The 25,865-nt window shown below is 47.9% G+C and carries 20 protein-coding genes and 1 pseudogene; 3 read left to right on the plus strand and 18 right to left on the minus strand.

Going from position 1 to position 25,865, the window contains the following annotated elements; genetic code table 11:
* The 13 genes and pseudogenes from D1831_RS14580 to D1831_RS00065 all read right to left on the minus strand — a co-directional run.
* Positions 1-135, minus strand: a pseudogene (locus tag D1831_RS14580) (helix-turn-helix domain-containing protein); the annotation flags it as partial.
* A gap of 100 nt (positions 136-235) precedes the next feature.
* Entirely contained in the window at positions 236-1,888 is a 1,653-nt protein-coding gene (locus D1831_RS00010; protein WP_125070439.1) for a peptide ABC transporter substrate-binding protein, read from the minus strand.
* Positions 1,889-2,262: 374 nt separating this feature from the next.
* On the minus strand, positions 2,263-3,195 hold the full coding sequence (gene whiA / locus D1831_RS00015; protein WP_125070441.1) for a DNA-binding protein WhiA: 933 nt from the start codon (positions 3,193-3,195) through the stop codon (positions 2,263-2,265).
* 11 nt (positions 3,196-3,206) lie between these two features.
* Positions 3,207-4,208: a gluconeogenesis factor YvcK family protein gene (locus tag D1831_RS00020; RefSeq protein ID WP_125070443.1), complete on the minus strand. Its 1,002-nt coding sequence runs from the start codon at positions 4,206-4,208 to the stop codon at positions 3,207-3,209.
* Positions 4,205-5,089, minus strand: coding sequence for an RNase adapter RapZ (gene rapZ, locus D1831_RS00025; protein WP_125070444.1), 885 nt, complete (start codon positions 5,087-5,089; stop codon positions 4,205-4,207). The genes D1831_RS00020 and rapZ overlap by 4 nt, the downstream gene beginning before the upstream one ends.
* A gap of 158 nt (positions 5,090-5,247) precedes the next feature.
* Positions 5,248-5,784 carry an HdeD family acid-resistance protein gene (locus D1831_RS00030; RefSeq protein WP_125070446.1) on the minus strand — a complete coding sequence of 179 codons (537 nt, stop codon included), beginning with the start codon at positions 5,782-5,784 and terminating at the stop codon, positions 5,248-5,250.
* A gap of 180 nt (positions 5,785-5,964) precedes the next feature.
* Complete coding sequence (gene argH, locus D1831_RS00035; protein WP_125070447.1) at positions 5,965-7,368, minus strand: argininosuccinate lyase; 1,404 nt, start codon at positions 7,366-7,368, stop codon at positions 5,965-5,967.
* On the minus strand, positions 7,368-8,603 hold the full coding sequence (locus D1831_RS00040) for an argininosuccinate synthase (RefSeq protein ID WP_125070448.1): 1,236 nt from the start codon (positions 8,601-8,603) through the stop codon (positions 7,368-7,370). Before D1831_RS00040 ends, argH begins: the two co-directional genes overlap by 1 nt.
* Positions 8,604-9,132: 529 nt before the next feature.
* Complete coding sequence (locus D1831_RS00045) at positions 9,133-9,609, minus strand: S-ribosylhomocysteine lyase (protein ID WP_125070449.1); 477 nt, start codon at positions 9,607-9,609, stop codon at positions 9,133-9,135.
* A gap of 59 nt (positions 9,610-9,668) precedes the next feature.
* A complete protein-coding gene (gene uvrA / locus D1831_RS00050) occupies positions 9,669-12,524 on the minus strand; it encodes an excinuclease ABC subunit UvrA (RefSeq protein WP_125070451.1) in 2,856 nt (951 codons plus the stop codon).
* Positions 12,525-12,535: 11 nt separating this feature from the next.
* On the minus strand, positions 12,536-14,539 hold the full coding sequence (gene uvrB, locus D1831_RS00055; protein ID WP_125070453.1) for an excinuclease ABC subunit UvrB: 2,004 nt from the start codon (positions 14,537-14,539) through the stop codon (positions 12,536-12,538).
* A gap of 221 nt (positions 14,540-14,760) precedes the next feature.
* Positions 14,761-15,408 carry an HD domain-containing protein gene (locus D1831_RS00060; protein ID WP_125070454.1) on the minus strand — a complete coding sequence of 216 codons (648 nt, stop codon included), beginning with the start codon at positions 15,406-15,408 and terminating at the stop codon, positions 14,761-14,763.
* A gap of 107 nt (positions 15,409-15,515) precedes the next feature.
* Positions 15,516-16,712 carry an MFS transporter gene (locus tag D1831_RS00065; RefSeq protein WP_125070456.1) on the minus strand — a complete coding sequence of 399 codons (1,197 nt, stop codon included), beginning with the start codon at positions 16,710-16,712 and terminating at the stop codon, positions 15,516-15,518.
* Between the two features lie 165 nt (positions 16,713-16,877).
* Here D1831_RS00065 and D1831_RS00070 point away from each other — a divergent pair, with 165 nt between their 5' ends.
* Positions 16,878-17,435, plus strand: a complete 558-nt coding sequence (locus D1831_RS00070; RefSeq protein ID WP_125070458.1) for a M15 family metallopeptidase — start codon at positions 16,878-16,880, stop codon at positions 17,433-17,435.
* Between the two features lie 71 nt (positions 17,436-17,506).
* Here the strand turns inward: D1831_RS00070 and D1831_RS00075 are convergent, their stop codons facing one another.
* Positions 17,507-19,234, minus strand: a complete 1,728-nt coding sequence (locus D1831_RS00075) for a phospho-sugar mutase (protein ID WP_125070460.1) — start codon at positions 19,232-19,234, stop codon at positions 17,507-17,509.
* Between the two features lie 218 nt (positions 19,235-19,452).
* Between D1831_RS00075 and D1831_RS00080 the strand changes: the two genes are divergently transcribed.
* Complete coding sequence (locus D1831_RS00080; protein WP_125070462.1) at positions 19,453-19,905, plus strand: DUF3290 domain-containing protein; 453 nt, start codon at positions 19,453-19,455, stop codon at positions 19,903-19,905.
* On the plus strand, positions 19,905-20,537 hold the full coding sequence (locus tag D1831_RS00085; protein ID WP_125070465.1) for a DUF421 domain-containing protein: 633 nt from the start codon (positions 19,905-19,907) through the stop codon (positions 20,535-20,537). Before D1831_RS00080 ends, D1831_RS00085 begins: the two co-directional genes overlap by 1 nt.
* A 55-nt stretch (positions 20,538-20,592) precedes the next feature.
* On the opposite strand, the gene trxB is transcribed toward D1831_RS00085, so the two are convergent.
* The 4 genes from trxB to D1831_RS00105 form a co-directional block, all read right to left on the minus strand.
* Positions 20,593-21,531, minus strand: a complete 939-nt coding sequence (gene trxB / locus D1831_RS00090; RefSeq protein WP_125070467.1) for a thioredoxin-disulfide reductase — start codon at positions 21,529-21,531, stop codon at positions 20,593-20,595.
* A gap of 99 nt (positions 21,532-21,630) precedes the next feature.
* Positions 21,631-22,488 (minus strand): GGDEF domain-containing protein, encoded by an 858-nt coding sequence (locus tag D1831_RS00095; RefSeq protein WP_125070469.1) that lies wholly within the window; start codon positions 22,486-22,488, stop codon positions 21,631-21,633.
* A complete protein-coding gene (locus D1831_RS00100; RefSeq protein WP_125070470.1) occupies positions 22,481-24,688 on the minus strand; it encodes a cellulose biosynthesis cyclic di-GMP-binding regulatory protein BcsB in 2,208 nt (735 codons plus the stop codon). Before D1831_RS00100 ends, D1831_RS00095 begins: the two co-directional genes overlap by 8 nt.
* Positions 24,612-25,865, minus strand: a complete 1,254-nt coding sequence (locus tag D1831_RS00105) for a glycosyltransferase family 2 protein (RefSeq protein WP_125070472.1) — start codon at positions 25,863-25,865, stop codon at positions 24,612-24,614. Before D1831_RS00105 ends, D1831_RS00100 begins: the two co-directional genes overlap by 77 nt.

The following is a 25,865-nucleotide window of genomic DNA, read 5'->3' on the forward strand; positions in this document are numbered from 1 at the left end:
CTTTACCCATCGGTTTACTTGACTATGTTCAACTCCATATTTTCTTTGAACGGCATTAGGAGCCATTCCCTGAGTAACTAGACCAATGTAAAACAACTTCTCTTTAATCGTATAGCGAGAACCTTTTTTGCCCATAGAAAAACTCCTCCTTAGGTAGGCAAGCTTTGATTATTTGCTTGTCTACCCAAAGAGGAGTATATCCCGCTATTTAAAGCGAACCGTGTTTTTTAACCCACTATTTAGCAATGTACGCGTACTTGTAGTTCCACTGAGTACCAGCAGTGTTGTGAATGATCCCCTTGACCTTCGGATTTTGCAAGTAGGAGTAAACCGTTTGGTAAAGCGGCGTAATCCCCTGATCCTGCATAATGGTCCGTTCAGCTTGCAACATGTCTTGCCAGCGGGCGTTAACGTTGTTGGCATCCTTATTTTGAGCCTTGTCAACTAACCCGTTATAAGTACTACTACTGTATTTTCCGTAGTTATAACCACTGTTACTGGTCATGATCTGCAAGTGTGAAATCGGATCGTTAAAGTCCGCGCCCCAACCACTAAGGTAAAGGTCGAAGTTACCAGCTTGAGCCCGACTCTGCGCAACCTTAGACGGAATGTTCGATAAATCCACCGTTAGCCCGCTAAGGTTCTTTTCGAGCGCTGATTTCAAATATTGTGAAATTGGCTTGTTTGGCTCATCGTTGGACGTTAGCAAATGCAGTGTCAACTTCTTTAATCCGGTTTCCTTTAAACCTTGTTGCCAGAGCTTTTTAGCTAACGCGGTATCATACGACGTGGAGTTTTTCACCGTTGATTCGTCCGCAAAGTCCTTACCCGTTTTCGGGTCGTTAGCCAAGTCTTGCGGAACAAACGTTTTAGACGTTGTCGACGCATCACCAATCACGTTTTTAACCAACGTTTTCCGGTTGATTGATAAGGAAATCGCCTGCCGAATCTTTTGGTTGTTCAACGCCTTTTTTACGGTCGCATTACTGTCCTTAAAGTTGTAGACCAAAAATGCGGTAATGGAGTACGGGTACGTCGTGTAATCGCTGTTGGACTTCATGTTTTTTACCTGTTCACTCGCTAACTGAGTCAGGTCCAGCTTCTTTTCCTGGAATAGGTTTAACGTCGTCGTGGTGCTTTCGTTAACCGTATAATTGATCTTTTGTAAATGCACGGCCTGCTTATCCCAGTACTGGTTGTTTTTAACAAACTGCCAACTGTTGTTGGTCCCAGTCCAACCCGTTAACTTAAACGGCCCGCTGTAAAGCATGTACTGGGCCTTAGTTGCGTACTTGCTCCCCCACTTTTTAACGGCCTTTTCACTAATCGGTCCGAAGAGTGGGTACGTCATTAATTTTTTGAAGTAACTGATGGGTTTATCCAGCGTCACAATAAAGGTGTGCTGACCAACCGCTTTAACCCCCAACGTACTTGGCGACTTTTTACCAGCAACGATGGCATCCGCGTTTTTAACGCCGGAAAATAGGTAGGCATACTGCGACTTAGTGGCTGGCGTCACCGTTCGTTTCCAAGAATAAACAAAGTCCTGGGCCGTGATTTTAGACCCGTCACTCCACTTGGCATCCCGAATCGTAAAGGTATAAGTTTTACCATCCTTGGAAACCTTAGTTGCCTTAGCTAATCCGGGTGTAATACTCCCGTTTTTACCCAACCGGTACAAACTTTCGAAGACGTTCCCGGTACTGCCGTAACCGGACATGTTGGAAATGTCAATGGAATCTAACGTGCTTGGGTAAGATAAATTCAAGACCTGATTGCTAGCGTACTTGCCGTTACCGGAATTTTGACTAGTTTGTTTTCCACAAGCCGCCAACACCGTTACTAACATTAAACTAAAAATAACCGTTAATACTGATCGCTTTTTCAATCTTCTTCGCCCCTTTTTTAACCTTTAAAATCATTACTTACCCCCACCGGAAACAAAAAACGCCTGCTTAGAATCTCGTCAGATTCCAAGCAGGCGTTTCAAAAATAACGTTTTGAGCTCAATGCCGTTAGATTTGATGCACTAGAGACGCTTGTAATTCAACGCAAATAACCATGTTGTTAGTTTCACAACATGGGCAGCACATCATCATTTGTTGGTTAGCTGACTTTTGCATGATTACGTCTCTCCGATTTCATAAGATGTGTTCAGTATAGATTTAGCTGCTTACTTTTGTCAAGTAAATTTACTACCTAAAATTTATTTAGTGCGTTTTGGCTAAAAAAATTGGTCACCCCATTTGGATGACCAACTTGTTAAGCGTCTTTTTGCAATTGTTCCGCAAACTGGTTAATTTTACGTAACCGGTGGTTGATACCGGACTTGGAAATGGGGCCACCCGGAACCAGGGTTCCCAGTTCCTTCAAGCTCACTTCACGGTGTTCTAAACGGGTGACCGCGACCTCCTGTAACTTCGGCGGCAGCTGCTTTAACCCCACCGTTGCGTCGATCAGCAAAATGTTTTCAATTTGTTTACTGGACGCGTTGGCGACTTTGTCCATGTTGGCATTTTCACAGTTCACCAGCCGGTTGACCGAATTACGCATATCGCGCATGATCCGAACGTCTTCAAACTTTAACATTCCGTTCGTCGCACCAATTAACGACAAGAAATCCGCAATTTTTTCGGCTTCCTTGATGTAGGTAATAAAGCCTCCGCGCCGGTCGGTTGTTCGGGAATTCAACCCGTACTTGTTCATCATTTCCGAAATCATCCGGTTATGCTCTTCGTACAGCGAATAAATTTCCAAATGGTACCGGGACGTCTCCGGGTTATTGACGGAACCACCGGCTAGAAAGGCCCCCCGTAAATACGAGCGAACCGCCGCGTCGTCCGTCAACACTTCGGTGGGTGCGACCTCCACAATCTGGTAATCCTTTAAAATCCCTAAATCGGCTAATACCATGTCCGTCCCGGTTTTTAACCGAACGATGTACAGGTTATTTTTATTCAACTTCATTTTTCGCCGGACGATCAGTTCACTCGCCACGTCGTAAAACTGTTTGAGTAACCGGTAGATACGCCGCGCGATGGCCGGGTTTTCGGTTTGAATATTCAAAATAAAATGGTGATTAGCCAGGCTAATCGTCCCATTCATTCGAATTAGTGCCATTAGTTCGGCCTTGGCATTCTCGCGATGGACAGTAAGGTTGGTCAGTTCTTTTTTAACTTCACTGGCGTATGACATTCGCGGTCCTCCTATCTTAAAATGTCGGAATGACCCACTAAATTCATCAGTTCCGCGACAACTTGATCACCATCGTGAAAGGCACCGTTATCCCGTAACTTTAAAAAGTTTGAGGAGATCACCTTACACTGCTGGTCCCGTAAGCCCCGAAAATCGTGGCTTACTTGGCGGGAAACTTCGTTAAATTTATGGAAATCCATGTAGTCTTCAGGGACCTTTTCAGTATTTACTAACACGGTGTTAATAAAGTTTTCCCCGAGGTGCCGGTTTAAGACCCGCACGTGGTCGGCGTCCGAAAAGTTATCCGTTTCGCCCTTTTGCGTCATGATATTGCAAATGTAAACGACCTCGGCGTCCGTTTGGCAGACCGCCTGGCCAATATTGTTGATCATCAGGTTCGGTAAAATACTGGTAAACAGACTCCCAGGGCCCAAAACGATTTGGTCCGCGTCCATAATGGCATCGATCACCGGTTGCACGGCGGTCGGTTCCTTACCATCGCGGTCGGTGACCCACACCTTGTCCAAGGATTTATGGGCTGCCGTAATTTCGGCTTCACCCACGAGTTCGGCTCCGTCCTTGAACTTGCCGTGTAACGTCAAGGCTTCGTTAGCCGCCGGGTAAACGTGACCATCGACTTGCATCATCTTCGACAGTTCTTGGACCGCGTCAAACACCCCGGACTTCATTTCCGTGAGGGCCGCAATGATCAGGTTACCAATCGCGTGACCGGCAAAGAACTGGTCATCCCCCTGAAAACGGTACTGGAAGATGTCCTTGTAAAGGTCTGGTAAATTCGACAACGCCACCATGACGTTCCGAATATCACCAGGCGGGACCACGTTGACGTAGTTGCGAATGATGCCGGACGAACCGCCATCGTCAGCGACCGTCACGATGGCGGTGATGTCAACGGCCTGCTTGCGCAACCCGTTCAGGACAACTGGTAAACCAGTTCCCCCGCCAATCACCACGATCTTTGGCCGCTGAGTTTTAAAGGTGTATTTTCTCATGAGCGATTAACCGTTTCCTTTCGTTTATCAATGTCGCGGTGGCTAATGTGGACCTTGTAATTCTTAGCCAGGGCTTTGCCAATGCGCTCCGCCAGTGCGACCGAACGGTGTTGACCGCCAGTACAACCAATGGCAATCGTCAGGCTCGTCTTACCCTCAGCTTCGTACCCGGGCATAATGCTCTCCAACATGCCTAAGAACTGCTGGTAAAATTGCTCGGTTGCGGGTTGCTGCATCACGTAATCAGCGACCGGTTTTTCCAAGCCGGTGTGCTTCTTCAACTCCGGCACGTAGTACGGGTTCGGTAAGAACCGGACGTCCATTACGATGTCGGCATCAATTGGTAAACCGTATTTAAACCCGAACGACAACACTTCAATGTGGAAGGTCTCGTCGGGGCTCGTTTCAAACTTATCAAAAATGGATTCGCGAAGTTCCCGCGGGGTCAACGTTGACGTGTTGATTACGAACGAAGCCCGGTCCTTTAAAGGTGCGAGTAGTTCGCGTTCTTTACGGACACCGTCCATGATCCGACCTTCCATCGCTAACGGATGGGAACGCCGGGTCTCCTTATAACGGGACACGAGTTCTTCGTTGGAAGCGTCTAGGAATAAGATCTTCGTCGAAACGAAGTCGGTATTATCCAAGTTAGCCAGCATATCCATAATTTCATCGTAAAAGGCCCGTGACCGTAAGTCGATCACCAGGGCGACCTTTTTGATTTTTCCGGATTCTTCAACCAATTCCGAAAATTTAGGCAATAAAGCCGGCGGCATGTTATCAATGCAAAAATAGCCGAGATCTTCAAAGCTCTGGACAGCAACGGTCTTTCCGGCCCCGCTCATCCCCGAGATAATCACTAATTGTAATGAATCTGCCATGTTTTTGCTCCCTCTAATCCATATTGTTGGTAGTATAGCATACCGGGCGTGTCATTTCTACTTTTCACCGCCGGTACGCCGAAAACAATGGGCCTAACCCGTACCTTTACGTACCGGCCGACCCACGTTTAAAAACATTAATTCAGTTAAGTAACGTTTTAGTTACGACGGGCAAAGGCAATCAAAATCGCGTTGATCCCGAACACGGCGAAGTAGAAGCTAACTAAGACGTTAAAGGTAAAGGCGGCGACAACGGGACTGAAAAGTAACATGAGACCCAGCACTAAACTGATAATGTCAAAAATCAGTGATAGCACGAAATAGCCGGTTCCAAAGACCCGCAAGTGGGAAACGACCGTCAAACGCTCGATCGAATCAATCAAGAACCAGAAGGCAAAGACGTAACCCAGGACTAAAATTCCGGTCGGTGCGTGGAATAGGAACAACAGCCCTACTAAAATATCGATAATGGCAAAAACGAGGGCAAAGTTCGCACGTAAACCGGTCTCCCGTCGCAGTTTGGTATACCCCGCAATCGTCGTCACCCCACTAATAATGGCCGCAATGGCAAAGAGAAAGACTAAGCTCAGTAACGCGGCCTTCGGTTGTTTCATCACAAAGTAGGCGGCAATCAGGAACACGATCCCAGTCATAAATTCGGTCCAATCAAATCCCCAACGATGATCGTCAAACATTAAGCAACATCTTCAATATACTATTTGACTCCATCATACCAGTTGATGAAAGAGTTTCCAATTTTTACCACATATTTAACCAGGCTTTAAAGATTCATCTTAATTTTTTCAGAAAAGAAAGGAGTGTCCCAACCGGAACACTCCTTGTATGCCTATCAATGGTCAAATTGATAACTTAATTTAGTCGTTCGTTACCGTTTGGTAAGTCGCAAGTTGTTGCTGGGCCCGCTTGAGCTCCAGCTTGATCTGGTCAAAACCAGTACCGCCCAGCGAGTGCCGCCGTTCTACGGCCACCTTAGCGTCCAAGTCATGGTACACGTCTTCTTGGATCAACGGCGAAATTTCTTGGTATTCACTTAACGGAATATCTTGTAACGGCCGGTTTTTCTTTAATCCGTCTAGGACCAGCTTGCCCACGATCGCATGGGCCTGACGGAACGGAATCCCCTTGTTGGCTAAGTAATCGGCTAACTCGGTGGCGTTTGAGAAATCGTTGGTGGTGGCGTGCGCCATTCGGTCTTCATTAACGGTCAGGGTCGCCAGCATGCCGGTAAACACGTGCAAACTCGTTAACACGGTCGTAACGGTATCAAAGGCGCCCTCCTTATCTTCTTGCAAGTCTTTATTGTAGGCTAGCGGGATGGCCTTCATCACGGTCAGTAGTCCCATGAGGTTCCCGTAGACCCGACCAGACTTTCCCCGAATCAACTCAGCCATGTCCGGATTCTTCTTCTGGGGCATGATTGAACTTCCAGTTGAGAACTGGTCGCTTAAACTAATGTACTTAAATTCATAACTACTCCAACTAACAATTTCCTCACAAAAACGCGATAGGTGCATCATTAAAATCGAAGCGTTACTCAAAAATTCTAATACGAAGTCCCGGTCCGACACGGCGTCCAGGCTATTGTGATAAACCTGGCTAAAACCCAGCAGCTTAGCACTGTACTCCCGGTCAATTGGGAAAGTCGTTCCGGCCAAGGCCGCGGCTCCCAACGGCGAGATGTCGGTGTGCTGCATGTTGAATTCAAACCGTTCCATGTCCCGCTTGAACATCTGGTAATAGGCCAGCAAATAGTGCGCGTAAGAAATCGGTTGGGCGTGTTGTAAGTGCGTGTAACCCGGCATCACCGTTTCCACGTTTTCACTGGCCTTGTCAACTAGCACCTCTTCGAGAGCGTGCAGCCGGTCTAAAATTTTTGGTAACTGGTGCTTCATGTACAAATGAAAATCCGTTGCGACTTGGTCGTTCCGTGAACGGGCGGTGTGCAATTTACCAGCCACCGGCCCAATTTCTTCCGTTAACAACGATTCAATGTTCATGTGAATATCTTCATTGACGGTTGAAAATTCGAGTTCGCCCTTCTTTAGCCGCGCGTCCAACGTTTCCAAACCGGCCACGATCTTATCCACGTCTTCGGCGGGTAAAATACCGGTCTTTTTTAACATCTTAACGTGCGCTAACGAACCGGCAATGTCTTCGGCGGCCAGCAACTGGTCAAAGCCGATTGACGCCCCAAAATCATCCACGTACTTGGCGCCGGTTTCCGTGAACCGGCCACCCCATAACTTTTTCGTACTCATTAGGCGTGTTCCTTATTGGCCTTCGCTTCGGCCTGAACCTTCGCTTGCACCTGCGCGTTAACCTGGGTTGGTAAGCCCCATAGTTTGATAAAACCAACGGCGGCCTGTTGATCAAACGAATCGGCAGCCGTGTACGTTGCTAAGTCCTTATCGTACAAGGAGTTTGGTGATTTCCGACCTTCAGTGATAACGTTTCCTTTGAAGAGTTGTACCCGCACTACGCCGTTCACGACTTGCTGGGTCTGCTTCAAAAAGGCAACCATGGCTTCCATTAACGGTGAGAACCAAAGGCCGTTATAAATCGTATCGGATAACTTTTGTTCAATGATTGGCTTAAAGTGCGCTAATTCACGCTCAAAAGTCAAATCTTCAAGGTCCTTGTGCGCCTTCAGCAAAACGGTAGCCGCCGGTGCTTCGTAAACTTCCCGGGATTTGATCCCGACTAACCGGTTTTCGATGTGGTCGATCCGGCCAATACCGTGTTGACCCGCAATTTTATCCAACTTAATAATTAGGTCGGCCAAGTTCATGGTTTCACCGTCCAAAGCTACCGGTACCCCGGCTTCGAAGGTGATTTCTAAAGTCGTTGGGGTGTCGGGCGTATCGGCTAAGGCGTTTGTCCGGTCAAACGCGTCGGCTGGTGCACCTTCCCAAGGGTCTTCCAAAATTCCACATTCGTTGGCCCGGCCCCACAGGTTTTCATCAATTGAATACGGGCTGTCCAAGTTAATGGGAACCGGAATGTTATGGTCCTTAGCGTAGTCGATTTCCTCTTCCCGTGACCAGTGCCAGTCACGAACGGGCGCTTCAATCTTGATGTCCGGTGCCAACGCGTGAATGGCAACTTCAAACCGAACTTGGTCGTTCCCCTTACCGGTACAACCGTGCGCGATTGCTACGGCGTGTTCCTTTTTAGCGAGGGTAACCAGCTTTTTAGCAATCAATGGTCGCGACAACGCGGAAACTAACGGGTATTCCCCTTCGTATAATGTGTGGCCTTGTAACGCAATTAAGGCGTATTCTTCGGCAAATTCCTGCTTGGCATCGATCATGTATGACGCCACGGCACCGAGTTTAAGGGCCTTAGCTTTAATGGCATCCATGTCTTTACCTTCGCCAACGTCGATTCCGCAAGCTACAACGTCGTAGCCCTTATCTTTTAACCAGCTAATGGCAACGGACGTGTCCAAACCACCAGAATAGGCGAGAATAATTTTATCATTTTGTTTGACCATTGATAGGACCTCCATAAAATTTTGCTTTCGTATTTCTCAATGACAGTATCGTACCACCGGTTTTAATATTATGCAACGAATTATCAAAAATATTCGATATTTACGGAATATTCACGTTTAACACGAATTTTTATGCATTTATTCAGTAAATTATGTATTTTGTGCCTATTTTCATTTTCAATAATGCAAAAAACCGTTCACCCCGTCTTACTACGGATGAACGGTTTGCGTTAAACGTGACGATTGTGATCCTTAATCACCAATCGCAACCAGTAAATAAATAACCCCAGGGTCAATGCAATTGAAATTAGGGCGTACCCTCCCAACGGTGCGTGGAGTACCTTTTGCCAGATGAAAAATAAGCTAACGGCAAACATTATTAGCGTTAAATCTAACACAATCAACCGCCGTGCCGGCACGTTTCTCACCGCCCTTTCATCACCTATCTAACCCAATGATAACCGGCACCACGCAAAAAGCCAACCACCTTCAAACGGGTAGTTGGCTTAATTTAAAGTTTATGAACGGATTATTCAACGACCTTACGGACAAACGGATCGGATGAAATACCTTGTGAAAGGATCAATTTTGCCCATTCCTTAGCGGAAAACAGGGAGTGATCCTTGTAGTTCCCACAACTGTCGATCGTTGTTCCTTGAACGTCTTCCCACTTAGCGGGACCCGCGATAAATTCTAACGAGGACTTCAAAGCCTTAGCAACTTCGACGGTGTCGTGTTCACCCCAAGTAATCAAATGAAAACCAGTCCGGCAACCAAACGGTGAACAGTCGATTACGCCGTCCATCCGGTCACGCAATAAACCGGCCAACATGTGTTCAATCGTATGCAAACCCGCCGTATCGATGGCGGACTTGTTAGGTTGAACTAACCGTAAATCAAAATTCGTGATGGCATCGCCCTTAGGACCATGTTCCACCGTAATTTTACGAACGTAAGGTGCTAAAACTTTGGTATGATCTAACGTAAAACTTTCTACTTTAGCCATTAAAAAACACTCCTCTAGTTAAAATTACATTACATGCTAAGTGTAGCACACTCCGTCAATTATTTGGCAGTTGCCTTGGCTTCCCGGGCCCGGTCCCGTTCCAAGACTGGTTTCAAATACTGGCCCGTATAACTAGCCGCCACGTTAGCGACTTCCTCCGGCGTACCGGTCGCAACGATGGTCCCACCACCGTCCCCGCCTTCGGGTCCGAGGTCGATCAAATAGTCGGCGGACTTCACAACGTCGAGGTTGTGTTCAATAATCAACACGGTGTTACCTGCGTCTACTAACCGGTTTAAGACACCGATCAAGCGCCGGATATCCTCACTATGCAACCCGGTTGTCGGTTCGTCCAGAATGTAAAAGTTCTTACCCGACTGCTGCTTATGCAGTTCGGACGCTAACTTCATCCGCTGCGCTTCCCCACCAGATAAGGTCGTTGCGGACTGACCAAGTTTTACGTAGCCGAGGCCCACGTCAACCAGCGTTTGCAACTTGCGCCGAATCTTAGGAATCGGTTCAAAGAACGCTAGCGCTTCGGAGGCCGTCATTTGTAAAACGTCGGCAATGTTCTTACCCTTGTATTCAACTTCCAAGGTTTCAGAATTATACTGCTTGCCGTGACAAACTTCGCAGGGCACGAATACGTCCGGCAAAAAGTTCATTTCAATCTTCAAAATCCCGTCACCGTGGCAGGCCTCACAACGGCCACCCTTGATGTTGAAACTAAAGCGGCCCTTTTGGTAACCCCGTAGTTTGGCCTCGTTCGTTTGGGCGAAGAGGTCACGAATGTTATCGAAGACCCCCGTGTAGGTCGCCGGGTTACTTCGCGGTGTCCGGCCAATCGGACTTTGATCAATGTTCACCAGTCGTTCAATGTTTTTAACCCCACTGATGCTCTTGTACTTACCAGGTTTTTCGGAATTGTGATTCAACTTTTGTGCTAACGCCCGTTTCAATACGTCGTTAACGAGTGTGGACTTCCCGGAACCGGAAACCCCGGTCACCACGACAAACTTGCCAAGCGGAAAATCAACGTCAATGTTCTTTAAATTATTTTCAGCGGCACCGGTCACCCGGATTTTTTTACCGTTACCCGTGCGCCGTTTATCGGGCACCGGAATAAACCGTTTACCAGATAAATACTGGCCGGTCAGCGATTTACGGGAACGGGCGACCTGTTTAGGTGTTCCGGCGGCCATTACTTCCCCACCGTTTTCACCGGCACCCGGGCCGATGTCAATAATGTAGTCGGCGGCTCGCATGGTATCTTCGTCGTGTTCAACCACGATGAGGGTGTTCCCCAGGTCACGCATCTTTTTCAAAGAACTGATCAAACGGTCGTTATCCCGTTGATGTAACCCAATCGACGGTTCGTCCAGAATGTAGAGCACACCGGATAAATTCGAACCAATTTGAGTTGCCAACCGAATTCGCTGGGCTTCCCCACCGGATAACGTCCGGGCCGACCGACTAAGCGTCAGGTAAGCTAAGCCCACGTTACGCAGGAAGGACAGCCGGTCCTTGATCTCCTTTAAAATCGGTTGGGCAATAACGAGGTCCTTTTCCGATAATTGCAGATCCTTGAAAAAGTCGATTTCCTTACCGATTGCCAAGTCCGAAACGGTCCCGATGTGTTCACCACCGACCTTTACTGAGAGGGCCTTGCGGTTCAAACGGAAGCCGTGACAGGTTTGGCAAGTCAGTTCGGTCATGTACTTGCGCATCACGTCGCGGGTAAAATCACTACTCGTTTCGTGGTAACGCCGGTCCACGTTGTTAATGACCCCTTCAAAAACGGCATCCACGTCCCGAACTCCGCCAAAATCGTTCTGGTAGTGGAAGTGGAACGTTTTGCCATTAGAACCGTATAAAACAGTCTGTTGGTCGGCCTTCGACAAGTTTTCGTACGGTACGTCTAGGGGAATGTCGAGTTGTTCACAAGCCTGCTTCAACATCTCCGGGTAGTACTGGGAACTGATGGGGTTCCAAGGTGCCAGCGCCCCTTCCGCCAACGTCAACGTTTTATCGGGAACGACCAAATCTTCGTCAACTTCCAGCTTAACACCCAAACCTTCACAGTCCGGGCAGGCCCCTTGGGGTGCGTTGAATGAGAACAACCGCGGTTCCAGTTCTCCCACCGTAAAGCCACAAATTGGGCAGGCGTAATGTTCAGAAAACAAAATGGGGTCCCCGCCAATCACGTCGGCAATCGCGTAACCACCACTTAACCGTAAAGCGGCTTCAAACGAATCAAATAAGCGGGACCGGTCCCCCGGTTTGACCACGATGCGGTCGATAACGATTTCAATCGTATGCTGTTTATTTTTATTTAGTTCAAATTCTTCACTAATATCGTGAATTTCACCGTCGACCCGGACCCGCACAAAGCCTTCCCGTTTGATCTTCTCGAAGACTTTTTTGTGTTCGCCCTTCTTCTGACGGACGATTGGCGACAAAATTTGAAGTTTGGTCCGTTCTGGTAGCTTCTGAACCCGGTCCACCATTTGTTCAACGGTTTGACTCGCAATTGGGGTGCCGTCGTTGGGACAGATGGGTTGCCCGACTCGCGCCCACAGTAGTCGTAAGTAGTCGTTGATTTCCGTCACGGTTCCAACCGTTGACCGCGGGTTCTTGGAAGTCGTCTTTTGGTCAATGGAAATCGCCGGGCTCAACCCGTCGATCGAGTCCACGTCGGGCTTTTGCATCTGCCCTAAAAATTGCCGGGCGTACGCCGACAGACTTTCCACGTACCGCCGCTGGCCTTCAGCGTACAACGTATCAAACGCTAACGAACTCTTACCAGACCCGGATAACCCGGTGATCACGACTAATTTATTACGGGGAATCGTGACGTCAATGTTCTTTAAGTTATGGGCACGGGCACCGTGAATGACAATCTTATCATTTGCCAAAAAAAGACCTCCTAGCTGATCTGTGCTTTCAATTCCATGACCGTATCACGCAGGGTTGCGGCTTGTTCAAAGTCGAGTTTCTTAGCGGCGGTCTTCATCTGTTCTTCAAGTTTGCTGATCATATCAAGTTGTTGTTCGTGGGTCATATCGTCAAAGTCGGTTTCCAAGAAATCGTCCTTCTTGCCAGTGTCTTCCGCTTGTTTCGTGGAAGCAATCAGTTCTGGGATGGCCTTCTTAATGGTCTTTGGCGTGATATGATGATCCTCATTATACTGCATTTGAATCTTCCGCCGGCGCGCGGTTTCGTCAATCGCCGCCTGCATTGAATCGGTCGTGGTATCCGCGTACATGATCACCGCCCCGTGTTCGTTACGGGCCGCCCGACCAATGGTTTGGATTAACGACCGTTCGTTACGGAGGAAGCCTTCCTTGTCGGCATCCAAAATGGCTACCAGTGAAACTTCGGGAACGTCAATTCCTTCCCGTAGGAGGTTGATGCCGACCAACACGTCGAATTTACCTAGCCGTAAATCCCGAATGATCTTGGTCCGTTCCAAAGTTTTAATATCACTATGCAAGTACCGAACTTTAATTCCCAAATCCTTCATGTAATCGGTCAAATCTTCCGCCATCTTCTTGGTCAGCGTCGTGACAAAGACCCGTTCGTTACGCTCAATCCGTTTATTAATTTCCCCCACAAGGTCATCAATTTGTCCCATGATTGGCCGGACCTCAATGGTTGGATCCAATAACCCGGTCGGTCGGATAATTTGTTGCACAACGTGCTTCGTCCGGTCCATTTCGTAAGGCCCAGGCGTTGCCGACATGTAAACGACCTGATTAATGTGCTGTTCAACCTCTTCCAGTTTCAGTGGCCGGTTATCCAGGGCACTCGGCAACCGGAACCCGTAATCGACTAACATTTGTTTCCGCGCCCGGTCACCGTTATACATCCCGCGGACCTGGGGCATCGTGACGTGGGATTCATCAACGACCATCAGGAAATCTTTCGGGAAGAAGTCGAGTAAGGTGTACGGCGGTTCCCCCGGTTTACGACCATCCATGAACCGTGAGTAGTTTTCAATTCCGCTGGTGTACCCCATTTCCTTTAACATTTCAATGTCGTAAGTCGTCCGCTGCTTTAACCGTTGAGCTTCCAACAACTTACCGTCCGCCGTTAATTCTTTCAACCGGTCGTCCAACTCATTTTGAATACCGTTAATGGCGTGTTCCATAATGTCATCGTTGGTCATAAAGTGGGTCGCCGGGAAAATCGCCACGTGATCGCGGTCACCAACGACTTCTCCGGTCAACGCATCAATCTCACGAATCCGGTCAATTTCGTCTCCAAAAAATTCGACCCGGAGCGCGTGGTCGTCCCGTGACGCTGGGAAAATTTCCACGACGTCCCCGTGTACCCGGAAACGGCCCCGTTGAAAGTCAATGTCGTTGCGATCGAACTGAATATCCACCAACTTACGTAATAAGTCGTTACGGTCGATCTGCATCCCGACCCGCAGCGAAACCACGTGGTCCTTGTACTCGTGCGGATCCCCTAAACCAAAGATACTCGAAACGGACGCCACCACGATAACGTCGTTGCGTTCAAGTAACGAACTGGTAGCGGAGTGCCGCAACTTATCAATTTCATCATTGATAGCAGAATCCTTCTCAATGTACGTGTCACTCGACGGGACGTAGGCTTCCGGCTGATAATAATCATAATAACTGACAAAGTATTCCACCGCGTTATTCGGGAAAAACTTCTTAAATTCACCGTATAACTGCCCCGCCAACGTCTTGTTGTGGGAAAGGATCAACGTGGGCTTATTCACTTGGGCAATGACGTTAGAAATGGTAAACGTCTTCCCAGTCCCGGTCGCCCCCATCAAAATCTGTTCCTTTTCCCCCGCTTCGATACCAGCCGTCAATTTTTGAATGGCCTGGGGTTGATCACCAGTTGGTTGATAGTCAGAAACTAGGTCAAACTTATTGTTATCTACGCGATCAATCAAACGTGACTCCTCCTTTGAATTGTTGCTTATTTTTTATTTACCGACTCGTTTAACGGCCACCACCCATTTTGATGGTGCCCGTTAATCCTTCAAGAACGGGGTACTAACGCTGCTGATAGCCCCCGTCTAAACTTGACAACTCTAAAAAAGATAGGTCGCTCGAAGCTCCCTATCTCTTCAAAACCGCTATTAATTCTAGCACATCGAACATACTTTCGCCATTAATCGGATTGCTGAGTTGGCCGCAAAATTTGCTTCGTCAGCGCCTGTAAATGATCCTGATTAGTGAACGGCTCCGCCAACATTTCCGGTAAAACGGCCTTCAAAAAGTATTGCACACTGGCCATCCTTTTAAAGGACACGATCGTCTTTAAGCTTTCCCGGTAAATGTCGGTAAAAACCACTTCCGGATTGCCCTTTTGAATTTCGCCAAACGACTCGTACAACAAGTCAATTTTATCCGCGACCGATAAAATTTGGCCTTCCAACGTATCGTCCTTTCCTTCGGATAACCGGCGCGAATAGGCCGCTTGAAACTCCGCGGGAATCTCGTTATGAACAAAGTTCTGCGATAACTCGTGTTCCACGTCCGCCAGCATGGTTCGCAACGTCGGGGTGGCGTACTTGACCGGGGTCTTGATGTCCCCGATAAAGCGCTCGTTATAGTCGTGGTTAAGGGCCTTCTCGTACAGGGCCCGCCAATTGACCGTTTGACCGGCATTTTCTTCCACGTCACCTAGGAATTGGGCGGTCTCCGCCACTTTAAACGAGTGGGCCGCCACGGAATGGTTCTGATATTTAAAGAACCCCGGTGCCCGCTGAATCGTCTCCAAGTTGCTTAAACTTTGTAAATACTGATGCATTCCCATCGTCAGCCACCATCCTTTAACCGTTAGTTTGGCCTAAGTGTAACAAAGCCGATTTACCGAAGCAAATAAAAAACGGGCCGTTTCAACAACGCACCCGCAATAACTTTTTAAACTGATTTAATTTTAGTTTTCCGACCCGGCAAACGCAGCGCAAACGCCATGACGTAGGACACGATCAAAAAGACGGCCACCACTAGGTACGGGTAATGGTAATTCATATCTAATAACATCCCCGACATAATCGGCCCCACGATGTTGCCCACACTCGTGAGCGACATGTTTAACCCGTTGATCAGCCCCTGGTTCGACTCGCTGGCCTTAGTCAGTAACGTGGTAATTGCCGGACGCAACAAGTCAAAGGCGGAAAAGATAACTAGCGTCGCGACCATCACTTCTAATTTGGAGTGGGCCTGCGTGATCCAGATGGTACATAACGCTGCGGCCGCAAAGCAGACCCGAATGACCCGCTGTTCGCCAAAGCGTTGCACGAAGGTGTCAAACAACGCCACTTGTAAAAACAGGGAGATCAGACCGTTTAACGTCAACACCAGCGCAATGTTGTTTAAACTAAAATGGAAAACTTCGTTGACGTAAATACTATAAATACTTTCAAACCCCTGTAGTCCAAACGAGGAAACCAGGATCATGGTAAACAGGATAATAATCGGTAGGGTCCAAAATGCCCGTGACATTGGGTGGTGCTGGGTTGCCGTAGACTCAGCACTCGTCCCCCGGTCGGGATCAATTTCTTTATCCGCCGGTAACAGGATAACCAGCACAATTGCGCTCAGCAAGCCCAAACTCCCGGCCACCCAGAACGGGGTCTTGTAGCTAATACCGGCGAGAATGCCCCCAATACCGGGGCCTAAAATCAGGCCCCCACTAAAGGCGGCTGATAACCACCCGATTACCCGGGCCCGCTGGCGCTTAGTCGTAATATCCGACGCCAACGCCATGGCGGTGGGAACCACCATGGCGGCCGATAAGCCCCCAACGATCCGCGAAACGTTAAAGACCCACAGCTGATTAGTCAGTGCAAACAAGAATTCCGAGACCATGTATAAAATTAAGCCCACCGTTAAAACCGGCTTGCGACCGATGCGGTCCGAGACTCGTCCGATAATTGGTGAAGCCACGAACTGGGCCAGCGCGAACAGTGCGTTCATCACACCCATGTCGGTTGCCGTTAAGTGGAGCTCATTTTTAATAAACGGCATGACGGGAATCACCAAACTAATTCCCAAACAGACTAAAAATTCACTGAAGACTAAGATAAAAATGGCACGTTTCGTTTGCCGATTCATGGCTTCACCTCGTTATAATTTTATTTATGCAACGCTCTCCATCATATCAAGGGCGGTTGCCAAAAGCTAGTTTAATGTTTGGCGCTGATAGCGGATTCGTTTTGTCAGCAAACTAACACTAAATTGGTTACAATGAAGGCACTACAGCGCTAGGGAGGCCGCACAATGCAAACTGAATTAATGGGTTTTACCAACGTTCAAAAACTCGATCCGACAATTATCGTGGATTTACGCTACGCAACGACTAATAACTTCACCCACCAAGTAGTTTACGATTTTACAACTGCCATCGTTCGGACTGGTACTGCTCAAAAACTCGCCCGCGCGAGTGAACTCGTTCGTTCACACGGCTACCGGTTAAAAATTTGGGACGCTTACCGACCAGTCAGTGCCCAAAAACGGTTGTTCGAGGTATACCCCGACCCCGAATTCGTGGCCAAACCCGACCCTAACTTTAGTCATCAAAAAGGGGTGACCCTTGACCTGACGCTAACCGACATGGCGGGTAAGGAATGTCCCATGCCAACCGCCTTTGATGATTTTAGCGCGGCAGCGCACCGTGACGCACCCCGCAAGTCGTTAGCAGACCACTACTATCAAATCTTGGATGACGCCATGACGGCAGCCGGCTTTGTCGGCTACGAAAACGAATGGTGGGATTACCGTGACGCGGCGATGGACCAGTACGGGCCGCTGGCGGCTGATCCCAACGATTATGCTTAAAATGACAAAAGTGGTGCTGCCGAGATGATTATCCCGGCAGCACCACTTTTTAGTTGGGAGTTCAATGACCCCTATTCTTTAATGAAGGCTTGGATGGCCGCTTCAAACTTCGCTAATTTATCGTTAGCTTCATCCAAGGTTTGACCGAGCGTCCCAATGTAGAACTTGATCTTAGGTTCGGTCCCGGATGGTCGAATCGCAATCCAGGTACCATCGGTCAGCTTGTACTTCAACACGTTGGCTTCTGGCAACGCGATTGGGGCGGTGTGACCGTCCGCAAAGGTTTCCGTTTGACTCTGGAAGTCTTCGGTTGACGCAACGGCGTAACCAGCAAAGTCACTCGGCGCTTCTTCACGGAACTTCGTCATCAAGTCCGCAATCTTTTCACTACCACCGACACCGTCAAATTCTTCGGAAGTCGTCTTTTCACGGAAATAACCGTATTCAGCGAAGAGTTCTTGTAACCCGTCGTAGAGGTTCTTTCCTTTTTGTTTGTAGTAAGCCGCAACTTCGGCTAACAGTACCGTGGTTTGAATGGCATCCTTATCATGCACGAACGGCTTGATCAGGTAACCGTAACTTTCTTCAAAACCAAACATGTAGGTGTGTTCACCGGTAGCTTCGAAGTGTTCGATTTGTTCCGCAATGTACTTGAACCCGGTCAAGACGTTGACCATCGTCACTCCGTAAGATTCCGCAATCTTCGTTGCAAACTCGGACGAAACGATTGATTTAACCGCCGCCGCGTTTGCTGGTAAGGTCCCGGCGTCCTTATTGGCTTGTAAAATGTAGTGTAATAAGACGGCCGCAATTTGGTTCCCCGTTAACAGAACGTATTCACCATTCGGTTGGCGGACCGCCGTTCCTAACCGGTCGGCGTCGGGATCAACCGCGATCAAGACGTCGGCGTCTTCCTTTTTCCCTAAGTCGATCGCCATTTTAAAAGCTTCAGGGAATTCAGGGTTCGGGAACTTCACCGTTGAAAATTCAGGATCGGCAACGGCCTGTTCTTTAACTACGCTGAAGTTCTTAAAACCGGCGTTCTTTAAGGCCTTTTCGCCTAACATCCGACCGGTCCCGTGTAACGGCGTGAAGACCAGTTTCATGTCCTTACCAACTTCATCGACTAATTTTTGATTGATCGTTACTTCTTTGACCTTAGCTAAGTAGGCTTGATCCACGTCATCACCAATAATGGTTTCGGTGTGATCCGCCAATAACTGGTCTTCATCCGCAACGCCAATGGCAAACAAGTCGGCCGCTTTACGGATGTACGACGTGATTAAATCTGATTCCTTTGGTGGCATTTGACCGCCATCTTCACCGTAGATCTTATAACCGTTATACTGCTTCGGGTTATGACTAGCGGTAATCATGATACCGGCGTAGGTGTGCAAGTGGCGCACCGTAAAGGATAATTCTGGGGTTGGCCGGAGACTTTCAAAAACGAACGACTTGATACCGTGCAACCCTAAGACCCGGGCCGATTCGTGGGCAAAATCCTTCGAATGGTGCCGGGAATCAAAACTAATCGCCACGCCGCGTTCCTTGGCATCGGCGGGCAGGGTATCCATAAACCGTGCCAACCCTTCCGTTGCTTGCCGAACCGTGTAAATATTCATCCGGTTAATACCGGGGCCCAGAACCCCGCGCATCCCGGCCGTACCGAATTCCATTGGTTGATAAAAAGCATCTTCCAAGGTCGCGTCATCGCCGGCCATGGCCGTCAATTCTTGTTTTAAACTTGATTCGAGTGTCGCTTGGTTTTTCCAGGTGTTATAAGTATCTTGCCAACTCAAAGAGACCATCCCCAATTCTAATAATTGTTAGTGCTTACAAACACCAGTATACAACATTGCACCCCCTAACAAAGTAAAATTTACTAAGAATATTGCCTAGACGGGCTTTTCTTAATAAAAATCTGCTGAAGATAACGTTACTATCCCCACTTTTATAAGGTTCAATTCGTTCGGTCACCATCTTAACTTGGTATAATTATGTTTATAAGGAGGCTACTATGACTTTTTACTCATACGGGTATTTAACCCACCAAAATAGCAATCATATCCTAATTCAGTTGGCAGTAATCAGTATCATTATTGTCATCATTGCGTTCTTAAGCTGGCTCTGGTACCGCCACAAAACCGATTTAAAGTACCGCGATTTGTTTATCATCATGGTACTCGTACTTTTATTATTAATTGGTGTTCAGTTTAACGAGTGGCAGACCCTGCAATCCAGTTTCACCCAAAAATCACAGGTGACCCAAATCATGCAACGGGTCGCTAAGGAAAAGGGGGTCGCTAAAACGGCCGTCTGGTCCAATACTAGTACCGTCAGCAGCGGGATGTTGATCAAGGTCCAGCGGCAAATTTATAACGTGACCGTCAACACCGACGGCAACAGTTACACGTTAACGCCAGCTACCCCAATTCAACAACCCCTTAATTACGTGAAAGAAGGCCAATAATGTTTTCTTACTGGGACGTTACCATTAAACTTGCTTTAGGTTTATTAACCATTATTTTACAAATTAACTTATCCGGTAAAAGTAACCTTGCACCGATCAGCGCCCTCGACCAGGTTCAAAACTACGTGCTTGGGGCGATCGTTGGTGGCATGATTTACAGTACGAGCGTCACCGTTTTGCAATACATTTTAGTTCTCCTGATCTGGACGATCCTCGTACTCGTGTTACGGTTCTTGACCCACCATAACCGTTACGTTAAAAGCTTGATTGACGGTAAACCACAGCTATTGATCAAGAATGGTGAATTGATGGTCACCACCGCCCTGCGCAACGGCATGAGTGCTAACGACCTCGCATTTCGGTTACGGACGGAAGGCATTACCGATATTCGCTACGTTAAGCGGGCTTTTCTGGAACAAAACGGCCAACTAACGATCACCCAGGTGGGCGATGACACCATTAAGTACCCACTCATCGTCGACGGCCAAGTCAACTTAGACGCCCTCGAAACGAGCGAACACGACCGCCAGTGGTTGGACGACCAGTTAGCTGCCCAACACTACCAGGTCAGCGATATTTACTTGGCGACCTACACGAACCGCCAGTTGATGTTATTCCCATACCAGCGTTAGTTCGTAAAAAAGCGTTCAGAATGTGAAAATTCTGAACGCTTTTTTATAGTTTAATTTAGTTTTTAACTTGATCGCCTAACGCGGTGATGTAGTTGTAGACGCCCTGACCAGCCGTCCCACCTTCACCAACGGCGGTTGCCACTTGACGCAAGTCCTTCTTACGAACGTCACCCACCGCGAAGATCCCGGGAACCTTGGTTTCCATGTGATCGTTCGTGATGATCCAGCCGTTTTCGTCAGTAATGCCGAGGTTACCAAACGGTTTGGTGATTGGGTTGATTCCCACGTAAATGAAGACCCCGTCAACGGCAATTTCACTGTCTTCGCCGGTCTTATTATTGTTTACCTTAACCGCAGTGACCTTCTTGTCGTCACCAACAATTTCAGTGACGTTGCTGTTCCAAACAAATTCCATTTTCGGGTTAGCAAACGCCCGGTCTTGTAAAATCTGTTGGGCCCGTAGTTGGTCCCGCCGGTGAATCACCGTTACTTTTGAAGCAAGCTGTGTTAAATAACTTCCCTCTTCAATGGCAGAGTCACCACCACCGATCACGACCACGTGCTTGTTCTTAAAGAACGCCCCGTCGCAGACCGCGCAGTACGAAACTCCGCGACCACCGTACGTGTCTTCGCCGGGCACCCCGAGTTTACGGTATTCAGAACCGGTCCCAATGACAATTGCCTTAGTTTCAAAAGTATCGCTATCAGTCTTAACGACCTTGACAGCGCCCTGGTCTTCAACCGATTCAACACTCCCATACGCGTACTCGGCCCCAAACTGGGTCGCCGAGTCGTACATGTCCTTAGCAAGGTCCGGCCCCAAAACTGATTTGAAGCCCGGATAATTTTCAATTGCGGCGGTATTATTCATTTGGCCGCCATAGATCCCACGATCTAACAGCAGTACGGATAAATTGGCCCGTGAAGCGTAGAGGGCGGCGGTCATCCCGGCCGGCCCCGCACCAATAATAATCACGTCGTAACTTTTTGCCATTTTTAAAGACCCCTTCCACTTAAAATACTATGTGGCTTAATATACCCCCAAAAATTACATTTGTCGACTATGTTGTTTGTACACACCCGAAAAGTTAGTTTAGCGGGCTACGTCGTATTCCGTTTCCTTGATGCCCTTATTCATAAAATCATAAGGACTCTTCATTTTATCAGGATCCCAGCCAGCAATCCCGACCACTAACAAAATTTCTAAAGAATTCAAACTGACAGACTGTTTTAAGTTTTTATCAAAACTCGTTTTAATGCGGTCGGCGGCAATTTGCGCACCCGGGGTATCGGAAAACAATAGGATCGCCCAGGTCGGATTTTCCTGATTGAGCGAATACGTAATGTCATTATCCCGGGTCGCCGCGGTAATGGTATCCGACGTTAACCGCAGTAAATCCCGGTACTGTTGCTCGCTCATCATCCGCCGAATTTCATTATAGTAACGGATTCGAATAATGACGGTCGTCACCGGTAATTGGAAACGCCGGTTAGTTTCAATAAACACCCGGGCGTCCTGAATGTAAGCCACGGTCGTCCGTAAACTGGTTTGTTCGTCGAAGGCGCCCCGTTTCATAATATCTGCACGCAACTTGGCGTTTGACGACTGTAACGCGGTTTGGCGGCGGGTCATTCCGTAAAACGTGGCCGAAAGGAGTAGTGGCATGATGAGCCAAAACACCATGATCATTGGGATGTTTGCGTGGTGGGTGGTATTGATGTAGATCATCACAACCGCTTGAATAAACGTAAAGGCCAAGTTAGCCGTTAAGCCCGCCACCGCGCCAAAAAAATACGTCATCAAAATTAAAATAATGGTTACACCTAAATAGATCGTGTTTAACGTTAAGTTAGGTGTCAACGCCATTAAGACGGCGGTCACACTAAATAATCCCAGAAAAAGAAGTAAATAAACGTCCGCAAAAATCGAGGTGCGCTGATCATCATTCACGATGCTTCTTCCCCCCTTGTTCCGTTAAACCACTCTTTCGTAAAATCAAAAAGCCGGCTAGTGCAATAATAATGATAACTAAAACGGCGATGCCTAAATAGATGACTAACTTAGAATTACGTTGAACGGCCGTTTTAACACTGACCCCGTCATCCACCGTCTTATGTTTTTTAAACCGGTAATCGTAATGATTGTTATCATGGTCCACAACGATGGCGTCGCCCTTATACTGCGCAATATTGCGCTGAAAATTAATTTGGGTGGACGCCCGGTACACGTCACTACTTTTAGCAGCCGTCACGACCAGTAACCCTGAACGTTCATTATAGGGTGACCGCAGTAACTGTGCCGTACCAATATTTTGGCCGTACTGCTTTTCAATGCTCAGCTTTTCGTTTGAAACAAATCCCCGAAACGCTTGATCGTATTTAAAATACAACTTGGGGTTAAGCTGGCGAATAAAGGCGTTCTGCGCGGGCGTCCCGAAGACGATCACGTTACTATTTTTAAGAACGTTTGCGCCCGGCTTTTGTGTATAAAATTTAATCTGGCCCGTATTGCTCTGAGCATAACTCCCCACCAGGTTAAAAATATTCGTTAACGTCTTAAAATCATCGTTAGTCAACGTGCGTGGCCGGACCACCGCAATTTGGTTAAACGTCGCGTTCTTTAAAAACAAATTGGGATAATTCGTAAATAGCAGGTCCGCCACCGGCTTAGACTTGATGTAAGCTTTTGAAGTTGATTCAACGACCGCCCACGGGGTCTGCGCGTTGTCCGAACTACTCTGATCAAACGTTTCCAGGTCAAAGGCGACCCGAATCGTGAAACTGTGCCCGAGTGCCTTGCCCTTCGGTAAACTAACGGTCAGACTATCACCGTCCGCATTTGCTGCTTGGAGGCGCTTGCTGCCTAAGGGGGTCCCGTTGACGGCGACCGTTACCAGCGACCGCTTAAAATTCAAATTTTTAGCGTACCGAAAATGGATCCGAATTTGGGAACCGTCCGCATTAGTCCGGTCTACCGGTAAGCTAACAAAATACGTGCTAGATTGATGTTTGGCACCGGTTAAATAATCATCCTTAGTCGTTAACTGGGTACTGCCGTCGTACTGTAACTCCGACGTGAACGTCCGGGTTTGAGCCGTGACGTACTTCGTAGCCGCCGTCGTTTCCTGCATTAATTCTTGGTTTGCAAGAAAGCGACTCGCTTTTTGCAGTAACTTTCCTGACAACGCGGTCACGATCAAGTAGTGTTTTTGGCCCTTACGGTACGTTTTGAGCACCGCCCGGTTATGTAATTTCGACCGGTTTACCTGCCGCTTAAACTGGGCGGGCAAGTGCGCGTAACGTCCCAGTACGACTTGGTACGCGGCTGATTTAGTCACCGCTTGGTTAAACGTCGTTACCGGGATTTGGGAACTTTCCGTCGTAATCGTCCGGGACTCACCCGCTAACGCGTACATGCCCGCTGTTAGCTCATCGTTAGCCGCGGCTTGCGGTAACGTGATGATTGAATTCTGGTAAGCAATCGTGTCCGTTCCCGAAAAGTGCGCGTAAAACGATTTAATGGCCGTTGTCGGTGGTTGTAACTGGTACTCAAAGTTGGCATTAGCGCCACTGTAAATGGTCAGCCAATTGGCGGGCGTTTGGGCCAACTGATAACTCGTTTTATTTTTACGGTTTAAGATTTGCCCACTAACGGTTAACTGGTTTTCCCCCTGCAACAACCGTAAGGGAACTTTAACGGCCTTCGTTTGTAGCCCGGTTTTAGATTCAGGCCGAAACGAATAGAACTTCGTCCCGTTCAGCGATAACGTGATGTCCGAGGTCGCCCGGTTGGCTAATTGTGAAATTTGAAAGTTAAAATTAATGGTGACCTTTTTGACCCGCCAATAGTCCATCTTGATAAAGTACATGTTAGCTTCGACCGAATTTCCCGACAAAGTTGTGGTCGTGTTCTGAAACGGTTGCGTGTACGTTTTTAAGTTTTGGACGGCCCGCTTAGACTTTTGCTTTGTCGTCCGCGTTGTTTTTACTTTTTTGGCCTGAACAACGGTTGGCTGATTAACGAAGCCAGCGCCCAACATTAATAAACTCCCCAGTGTTAGGCCGAGTAGCCACTTACTGATACCGTTTCGTTTTGTACCATTTTGCTTGTTGATGAAAAACCTGCTCACGAATATACCCCACCATTCCATGCGTCGCCACTGCAAGCCACATTTGACTATAAACTAAATACATAAAGATAATGATCATTAGATTTGCAAATGTCATCTCGCCCTTCTCCGTTGTAATGGTCACAAACGTGCTGATCACGAAGGCCAGGATGGCCATCACCCATAAAGTATTACTAAATCCAACTAGGTCGGAGTGGGCAATTCCCGCAACCGACAAAACAAACATGGTGTCGGATAAGATCAACGACGTCATTAACAAAAAATAAATGGACAGAAAATACAATAAATCAAAACGAATCGGCCGGCCTGATTTAGTAAACAACAGGCGGGCGTTTTTTAGGATGACGTAAATATTGCCTTTAACCCAGCGGGTCCGCTGGTGGAACCATACGTCCAGCGTTTGGGGTTCCTGTTCCCAAGTCACCGCTAGCGGTTGAAAGCGAATCCGGTACCCCATGCGGTAGACCCGAAAACTAATCTCCGTATCCTCCGCCAACGCCTTAACGTCCCAGCCGCCGATCTGTTCCAAAATGTCTCTGCGAATGACGTAATTAGTCCCCGGAATCGTACACAATTTAAACAACTTTTCCCGACCAGCCTGCGCCATCCACTGAAAAGACAACGTTTCGATGTTAATAAAGCGCGTCAGCAGGGTCGCGTTTTTATTCCGGGTACGAAACTTACCAATCACCGCCGCCAGCTGCTTATCACTCAGTAGTTCGGCAACCAGGTAACGCAGGGCACTCCGCTGGGGGGTGTTATCCGCGTCGTAAATTGAGATCAATGAACCCCGCGCCCGCTTTAAACCAATGTTTAACGCGTTAGATTTTCCCTTGCCACCCGTCACCTTATCGGTATTGATAACTTCCAGGTTCCGGTGTGGGTAAAGTTGTTGAACCTCCGCTAATAATTCCGCGGAATTATCATCCGAATTATCGTTGATTACAATAATTTCATAACGATCGTGCGGATAATCAAAATTTAATAACGACTGTAACGTTTTAACGATCACCACGCCCTCGTTATGCGCGGGCACCATGATTGAAACAAACGGGACTTTGGCCGGTAATTGTGGTTTGGGACGCTTCACTTTTTGTAAATAGTTGACGTAGCCCGCAATCGTTAGCACGATGTTTACGACCAAAATGCCCCAAATTGAAAGGACCGCCAAAAACAAAAAATAATCTAACACTGTCAT

It is taken from the genome of Lactiplantibacillus garii (genome assembly GCF_003885105.1).
GTDB lineage: Bacteria > Bacillota > Bacilli > Lactobacillales > Lactobacillaceae > Lactiplantibacillus > Lactiplantibacillus garii.